This is a genomic window from Streptomyces murinus, assembly GCF_002154555.1.
GTDB classification, from domain to species: Bacteria; Actinomycetota; Actinomycetes; order Streptomycetales; family Streptomycetaceae; genus Streptomyces; species Streptomyces murinus.
In genome coordinates, this window is the sequence record NZ_MUNF01000336.1 from 1 (window position 1) to 7,053 (window position 7,053).

Below are 7,053 nucleotides of genomic sequence, written 5' to 3' on the forward strand. Positions count from 1 at the left end.
CAGCTCCGGGGGCCTTGGGGAGGTGGCGGGGGTGATGGTGGTGTGCCCGCTGCTTCGGTATCGCCTGGGCCATGCCGGGCTGCTGCGGTATCGCGGTCTGCCCGGCCGTGCCCGTGGCCGTGTCCGTGGGCGCGGGTATGTCCGCCAGCGCGAGAGCGGTGGCGTCGGTGGCGGCGGCGCTCTGGTCCGTCGCGCCGGACGGCCAGTCCGTACAGGCCAGGGCGACGGACGGTACGCCCACCGTGCCGACCGCGACGGCGCCGATGACCATGCGCCGGAAATACTGCGTCTTGCGATGCTTGCCCATTGTGTGAACCTCGCTCGGTGATCGCCGAGCGCCCAGTCTCAGCACGGTCCGGAAAGGACCGCAACGAGCCGTCCTCCTACCCGGCCTCGTAGCCGCGCGGGCCTCTTGCCAGATGCCCGCGAAGATGCCGAGTTCGCGATCGCGACGTTTGCCTTCATCTGGTGCGCCGTCAAGAGCGCGTCGACCGGGGCGATTGGTGAGCACCCCTGCGCCTTCCGGGAGCGGCTGCCTCCGGAGCGGCCCGCTTCGATACCAAGGCGGACAAATCCCATATGTCGCCGAAGGGTCGCCTACTATCCGGGGTGCTTAGTGGCTGTCTTTGTGTGAGGGTTGTCACGTGAGGGTGGGCTGCCCGGCACTCTCGCCGCACGTCCCGGGCGGTAGCCGATCCCGCTCGTGAACGAGTCCGCTCTATCCGGCGTCCGCACCCGCAATCCGCGCCGCGTCGTTGGACCTGACCACAGCGACACCGGTGGCCATGACGGCGGCGCGCACCGAGCCCAGGGCCTCGCGCAGCAGTTGTACGCGGTCGTGCCGGCCGGGGGACGGGGTGGCCGCGCCCGCCCGGGTCAGCATCAGTCCGGCCTCCAGCACCGCGACCTGGGCCTCCACCAGGGGATCGCGGCGTTCGGCGGTGGTCAGGAGGGCGTCCAGGGCCTCCTCGACAAGGGTGGCGGGGCTGCCGTTTCGGGGAACGAGCGCTGTCATGTCGTGATCCTCGGGTTGGGGTCGTGGGACCGGAGGGCAAGGTGCGGCGGGCGCGGGCCGGATCGGTCACCGCCGGTCCGGCCCGTCGAGGGGTGGCTCTCAGGCGACAGCGAAGTCCGCGACCACCCAGGTGGCGATCTCCTTCCACAGCTCGACGCCGCGGACGTGGTCGGGGTGGGTCAGATAGCGGTCGACCGCTCCCCGGTCGGCGAACGTGCCGATCAGGGCGAAGTCGTAGGCGACCGGCCGCTCGGTCATGTTGCGCCCGAACTCCCAGCCGAGGATCTCCTCGATGTGGTCCGGGTGGCCCGCGGTGGCCTCCTCGGCGGCCCGTGCGCGCGCGTCGGACCAGTCGACCTCGGGGCGGAAGCGAAAGAGGACGGTGTGGCGGATCATCGGTGCCTCCTCAGAGCAGGACGGGGGTCGCGTGGACCGGCGTCAGCCAGCCCTGGTCGTCATGGGGGTCCCGGCCGCGGACGGACCGGTCGTAGGCGGCCATGACCGTACGGGTGACGGGGCCCGGCACGCCGGAGCCCACCGGACGGCCGTCCAGGGCGGTGACGGGGACGATCTCGCAGCCGGTGCCGGTCAGGAAGATCTCGTCCGCCGTGTGCAGCTCCGACCTCAGGACCGTGCGCCGCTCGACCTCGATGCCCGCCTGCCGGCGCAGCAGCGAGATCACCGAGTCCCTGGTGATGCCCTCCAGGATGTCGGAGTCCTGGGCCGGGGTGGCGACCCGCCCGGCCCGCACCAGGAAGACGTTGGCGGTGCTGGCCTCGGCGACATGGCCGGCCTGGTTGAGGAAGATCGCGTCGTCGTAGCCGGCCGCCGTCGCCTCGTCGGTGGCCAGCGCGTTGTTGGCGTACGCGCCGGTGATCTTCGCGCGGGCGGGCAGCGAGCTGTCCGGGATCCGCCGCCATGAGGAGATCCCGCAGCTGATCCCGTCCTTGGACAGGTAACTGCCCATGGGCAGGCTGACGATGGTCAGCGCCGAGGACACCCCCTGGAGCCGCACACCGAACGGCACCCCCGGCTCCAGGGCCGTCTTGTAGGCGAGCGGTCGGAGATAGGCGTCACCGGTGTGCCCGTTGCGGCGCAGCAACTCGGCGGCGATCCCGACCAGTTCGGCGGCGCTGTGATCGATCGCGATCCGCAGCAGGCGCGCCGATCCGATCATTCTGGTGAAGTGGTCGTGGGCCCGGTACAGATGGGCGCCGCCCGAGTCGGCGGCGTAGGCGCGGATGCCCTCGAAGACACCGGTGCCGTACTGGAGCGCCTGAAGGCTGGGGCTGAGCCGTACGTCGGCGGCGGGCATGAAGTCGCCGTCGTGGAAGACCCAGCGGCCCGCGGCCGGGGCGGCGGTGCGGCCGGCGCTCATCGTGCGTCCCGTCGGCGGGCGATGGCCAGGGCCGCCTCGTGCTCGGGGTCCGAGGCCGTGCGCAGGTCCCGCACCCGGGCCGCCTTCCAGCTGACCATGGCGCCCGTCGTGGTGATCGCGCCCAGCTCGGTGTGCCGGACGGTCAGCGGGCAGCCCCAGGCGTCCGCGGCCGCCGCGACGAGCGACGCGTGGGCGTCTTGCGCGGCGGCCGGGTCCGGCATGTCGAGGTCGACGGCGAGTACGTCGACGTCCGCCGCCCGGTCGATGGTGATGTGGTAGTCGCGGCAGCCGGGCGCCTTGGACAGGACGAGGTCCTCCAGCTCGTAGGCCGTGACCGTGCGGCCGTTGAGATCGATGCGGTCGCGCACCCGGCCCAGCGGGGTCAGGACCTGCGCGGGGGAGCCGTCGTCGCCGGCCGGCTCCAGCCGCACCAGGTCGCCGGTGCGGTAGCGCACCAGCGGCTTGGCACCCTGGTATAGATGGGTGATGACCAGCTCACCCGTCCGCACCCGGTGCGCGTCCGGCGCCACGAGTTCCCCGGTACCCGGGTCGATGACCTCGTAGTAGACGTTCAACGGCACCGTCCGCAGCCGGCCGTCGGCGTGCGCGGTGCCCACGATGGACGACTCCTGCGAGGCGTACATGCAGCTGTACGCGCGGGCGTTCCAGATGGTGCCCAGGTTCTCCAGCAACTTGGGGGTGACCAGCTCGCCCACGAACATCAGCAGCCGCAGATCGAAGTCGGCCGCCGGGTCGAGGCCCGCCTTGCGGGCCTCCTTGGCCAGCGACATCGCCATGCCGGGCGTGCAGAAGACGGCCGTCACCCGCAGTTCGCGCAGCATGTGCAGGGCCCGTTCGAACCCCACGACCGGGGAGTGCGGCCACATCTTGACGACCGCGTGCCCGAGATTGCGGCAGACGTCGCCGAACGTGTCGCCCGTGGAGTGCAGTTCGGTCGGGCCGAGCACCGCCACGACATGATGGTCGCCGTGCTGCTCGAAGATGTCCCGGTAGGCCACCGTGAGGGCGGCGTTGTTGACGATGGAGTCGGTGTTGTCGCGGGGGCACGGGGTGGCGGGCCCGGTGGTGCCGGTGGTCTCGTAGAACACCCAGGACTCGCTCACCGGCCTGGAGAGCATGTCGTAGCGCTGCTCCCGCAGGTCCTGCTTGGTGGTGAAGGGCACGGTGCGGGCGAACTCCGCGGCGTCCAGGCCCTCGATCTGCGCGTCCGTCAGGCCCGCCAGCCGTCCGGCGTAGAAGGGGGAGCGTTTGCGCACATAGCGCAGGCTCTCCCGGAGGTTCTCGAACTGGTGGGCCGACAGGCGCTCCCGGTCCCACAACCCGGCGTGGAATTCCTGCTGTTGGGCGACCGAGCGGCGGGCGAGGGCGTCGAGTTCGTCGTCGAAGATGGTGAACACGTGAGGTGAAACCTTCCTGAATCCCTGCGTGGACAAGCCGGATCGACAGGTGCTGGTCGTCAGTCGCCGTTCTCCAGGAGGACCAGCTCGGTGCGCACACTGCCGGTCCGGAGCGCGGCGATCTCCCGGTACTCGGGCGACCCGAGCCAGGCGCGGACGGCGGCACCGTCCGGGAACTCCATGAGGGTGAGGTGGACCGGGAGCCAGCCGCCCTCCAGGACGTCCACCTTCCCCCCTCTGACCAGGAAGCGCCCGCCGTACCGGGCCACCGTGGCGCCCACCCGGCGGCGGTACTCGGCGAGTTCGTCGCTGGTCTCCAGCGTGGTGACGTTCCCTATGACGTACGCGGGCATGCTCTGTCCTCCGTTTCCTTCCCTGTCGCCTACGGGATCGAGGCGCCGGCCGTGATCGTGACCGCGGTACCGCCCAGCAGCACGTGGTCGTCCAGGACGGTGACGTGGACCGTGCCGCCGCGCCGGGACATCTGGTAGCCCCACAGCTCCGCGCGCCCCAGCCGGTCGGCCCAGTACGGGCCCAGGCAGCAGTGGGCGGAGCCGGTGACCGGGTCCTCGTCGACGCCGTACGCCGGTGCGAAGAACCGGGAGACGAAGTCGAACTCGGAGTGCGAGCCGCCCGGCGCGGTGACCATCACCCCGCGGGTCGGGATGCCGGCGAGGGCGGCGAAGTCGGGCTTGAGGTCGGCCACCACCTCCGCGTCGGCGACCTCCACCAGGTAGTCGAACCTGTTGCGGCCGGTCCACACCGGATCCACGCCCAGCGCCTCGCACAGTCCGGCCGGCGGCTCGGTCGCCACCGCGCGCTCCGCCGGGAAGCGCATGACGATCTCGCGCTGCTCGCGGCTGACCGTGAGCAGGCCGCTGCGGGTGTGGAAGTCGATCTCCCGCTTCCGGAAGCCGCGTTGCCACAGGACATGGGCGCTGGCCAGGGTCGCGTGGCCGCAGAGGTCGACCTCCTTGGCCGGGGTGAACCAGCGCAGTTCGTAGCCCTCGTCGCGGGCGGTCACGAACGCCGTCTCGGAGAGGTTCATCTCCCGGGCGAGGGCCTGCATCCAGCCCTCGTCCCTGGGCTCCTCCAGCAGGCACACGGCGGCCGGGTTGCCGGTGAACGGGCGCTTGGCGAACGCGTCGACGACGAAGACCTTGGTGGCCCGCAGCGTGGACGGCCGCGCCTCAGACAGCAACACCGATGCCGCCCTTCCGCGCCCGAGCCGCGATGGAGAAACCGGAGGCGACGTCCTCGACGGCCAGGCCCAGGGACTTGAACAAGGTGATCTCCTTTGGCTCGGTGCGTCCTTCGACGGTGCCGAGGAGCACTTCTCCGATCTCGCCCCTGATGTCCTTCTCGTCCATCAGGCCCGCGTCGATCGGGTCGCAGATGTCACTGGACTCGTTCAGGGCGGACTCCCGGCTGTCCACGAAGACCGCGCAGCCGGCGACGGCGGCGGGGGCCAGCTCCCGGGCACCGCGCACGGACGCGCCGACCGCGTTCACATGGGCGCCGGGGCTCAGCGCACCCGCCCCGATCAGCGGGACGCGCGAGGCGGTCGTGGTGCACACCAGATCCGCGCCGCGTACGGCCTCCTCGGGGGTGGCGGCGACTTCGACGTCCATGCCTTGGGCTGCGGCCCAGTCCCGGAAGTCCCGGGCCCGTTCGGCGGTGCGGGACCAGACCCGGACCCGGTGGACGTCCCGCACCAGCCGGACGGCCTCCAGATGGGTGCGGGCCTGGGTGCCGGAGCCGAGGATCGCCAGGTCGCCCGCGTCCGCACGGGCCAGTTCCCGGGTGGCGACGGCGGAGACCGCGGCGGTGCGGATCGCGGTGACCGCGCTGCCGTCCAGGACGGCCGAGAGTTCACCGGTCTCCGGGTCGAAAACGGTGACCATGCCGATATGCGTGCTCAGTCCTCGGGCCTCGTTCCCGGGATTGTGCATGATGGCCTTGAAACCGTATCCGAGGTCCTCCGCATGACACGGCATCATCGCGAAGACACCTTCCTCGGAAGGCGGCGCGAGAACCGACCGCAGCGGTTGCGTCACCTTTCCCGAGGAAAACGCGCGCAGCGCCTCCGTCATCACCGAGATCGCCTCGGTCATCGGGTAGGAGGCGCGGACCGCCTCTCCGTCAAGTATGAGCATGGGTGATCCTCCCCGCTTCCGCGGTGTCGTCGGGGACGACGAATATCTCGCCGTTCAGCGTGAATACGGACCAGAGCATCCTGATGAACCGCTTCCGGGAAATGAATTCCAGGCCGTGGGCCTCGGCCGCCGGTACGGTCGTGAGCGCCAGGTCCGTGACACCGTCCCGGACCGACTGCGCGGCCGTGCTGGTCGAGGTGACCTGAAGGATCTCCCGGTCGGTGAAGTGGCTCGGCAGCAGCTCGTCCACCAGTGGGCGGGGCGCCGGGTGGGTGGCGACCACCGGCCGGTCCGGGACCGCCTCGCCGGGCAGCTGGGCGATGCCGTAGTGAGGGGTGTCCATCACGAACACGCCGGCCAGGGACAGCCGGGTGTCCATGTAGAACTCGCTGATGCCGCTGTAGGCGTTGGCCACCACCAGGTAGTCCACGTCCTGCTTGAGCACCGCCTCGGCGGCGTCCTCGTACGTCCGGTGCAGTGCGATGTTCCGGGTGCTGGGGACATCGCCCTCAAGGCTCTGCCAGACGATTCCTGCGGCGACTTCGCTACTGGTACCGGCAGGTCCCAGTGTGGCTACTCCCGGACTTCCGCCATGGGTGGCGAAGGACGGGGTCAGCCAATTTACCATCTGCCTCATCGTTGCGTTCCTCCATTGCTTTCAGGAAGCCGAGCGGGCGAGCAGTGGGAATACGAGGACGCTAACTCGAAGGACCGATGAGTTTCCATGAATCCGGCCAAGCACCCCGGTAACTGCCGATGGAAGCTGCCTCTTGACGACGCGACCGGCAAAGCAGTGGCATGGAGCGCGTCGGTTATCTGCGAAGGAGCGTTTCGTGAAGCATTTCCCGGACCCGCAACCGGTGACGGAACGGCTCAGCCGTGCCCTGCGGGACCTGTCGGCCGTCGAGCGGTGGGCCGCGCACACCGGGACCGGCGGGCCGTCGGCCGGTGGTGGCCCGGCCGGCGGCGGGCCGGACGGGCCGGTCGTGGACGAGGGCTGGCAGGGGCCCCGGTTCGGGGTCGCCACGGAGTCCTGTGACGGCATGCACGAGGTCGTCGGCATCACCTGGAGCGCGCCGGCCGGCG

Annotated in this window: 8 protein-coding genes and 2 pseudogenes; 1 reads left to right on the forward strand and 9 read right to left on the reverse strand. The window is 70.7% G+C overall.

Annotated features, from left to right (window positions below):
• The 9 genes and pseudogenes from CCN72_RS40010 to CCN72_RS20710 all read right to left on the reverse strand — a co-directional run.
• Nucleotides 1-307 (reverse strand): annotated as a pseudogene (locus tag CCN72_RS40010) (hypothetical protein); the annotation flags it as partial.
• Between the two features lie 411 nt (nt 308-718).
• Nucleotides 719-1,015 carry a hypothetical protein gene (locus CCN72_RS20675; protein WP_086808805.1) on the reverse strand — a complete coding sequence of 99 codons (297 nt, stop codon included), beginning with the start codon at nt 1,013-1,015 and terminating at the stop codon, nt 719-721.
• A 99-nt stretch (nt 1,016-1,114) separates the two neighbouring features.
• A complete protein-coding gene (locus CCN72_RS20680; RefSeq protein ID WP_086808806.1) occupies nt 1,115-1,411 on the reverse strand; it encodes a Dabb family protein in 297 nt (98 codons plus the stop codon).
• Between the two features lie 10 nt (nt 1,412-1,421).
• Nucleotides 1,422-2,393, reverse strand: coding sequence for a branched-chain amino acid transaminase (locus tag CCN72_RS20685; protein WP_086808807.1), 972 nt, complete (start codon nt 2,391-2,393; stop codon nt 1,422-1,424).
• The gene (locus CCN72_RS20690; protein WP_086808808.1) at nt 2,390-3,811 is read right to left on the reverse strand and encodes a phenylacetate--CoA ligase family protein; all 1,422 of its coding nucleotides are present in this window, start codon (nt 3,809-3,811) and stop codon (nt 2,390-2,392) included. The genes CCN72_RS20685 and CCN72_RS20690 overlap by 4 nt, the downstream gene beginning before the upstream one ends.
• Nucleotides 3,812-3,870: 59 nt before the next feature.
• Nucleotides 3,871-4,164: a DUF1330 domain-containing protein gene (locus CCN72_RS20695; protein ID WP_086808809.1), complete on the reverse strand. Its 294-nt coding sequence runs from the start codon at nt 4,162-4,164 to the stop codon at nt 3,871-3,873.
• 29 nt (nt 4,165-4,193) lie between these two features.
• A complete protein-coding gene (locus CCN72_RS20700) occupies nt 4,194-5,015 on the reverse strand; it encodes a PhzF family phenazine biosynthesis protein (RefSeq protein ID WP_244174346.1) in 822 nt (273 codons plus the stop codon).
• Complete coding sequence (locus CCN72_RS20705) at nt 5,002-5,967, reverse strand: ornithine cyclodeaminase family protein (RefSeq protein ID WP_086808810.1); 966 nt, start codon at nt 5,965-5,967, stop codon at nt 5,002-5,004. Before CCN72_RS20705 ends, CCN72_RS20700 begins: the two co-directional genes overlap by 14 nt.
• On the reverse strand, nt 5,954-6,604 hold the full coding sequence (locus tag CCN72_RS20710; RefSeq protein WP_085567287.1) for a prephenate dehydratase domain-containing protein: 651 nt from the start codon (nt 6,602-6,604) through the stop codon (nt 5,954-5,956). Before CCN72_RS20710 ends, CCN72_RS20705 begins: the two co-directional genes overlap by 14 nt.
• 196 nt (nt 6,605-6,800) lie before the next feature.
• Here CCN72_RS20710 and CCN72_RS20715 point away from each other — a divergent pair.
• Nucleotides 6,801-7,053 (forward strand): annotated as a pseudogene (locus CCN72_RS20715) (hypothetical protein); the annotation flags it as partial.

Bases quoted from the DNA above. Each gene is read 5' to 3' on its own strand.
- CCN72_RS20675 (WP_086808805.1), bottom strand. From the start codon at position 1,015: ATGACAGCGCTCGTTCCCCGAAACGGCAGCCCCGCCACCCTTGTCGAG.
- CCN72_RS20680 (WP_086808806.1), bottom strand. From the start codon at position 1,411: ATGATCCGCCACACCGTCCTCTTTCGCTTCCGCCCCGAGGTCGACTGG.
- CCN72_RS20685 (WP_086808807.1), bottom strand. From the start codon at position 2,393: ATGAGCGCCGGCCGCACCGCCGCCCCGGCCGCGGGCCGCTGGGTCTTC.
- CCN72_RS20695 (WP_086808809.1), bottom strand. From the start codon at position 4,164: ATGCCCGCGTACGTCATAGGGAACGTCACCACGCTGGAGACCAGCGAC.
- CCN72_RS20705 (WP_086808810.1), bottom strand. From the start codon at position 5,967: ATGCTCATACTTGACGGAGAGGCGGTCCGCGCCTCCTACCCGATGACC.
- CCN72_RS20710 (WP_085567287.1), bottom strand. From the start codon at position 6,604: ATGAGGCAGATGGTAAATTGGCTGACCCCGTCCTTCGCCACCCATGGC.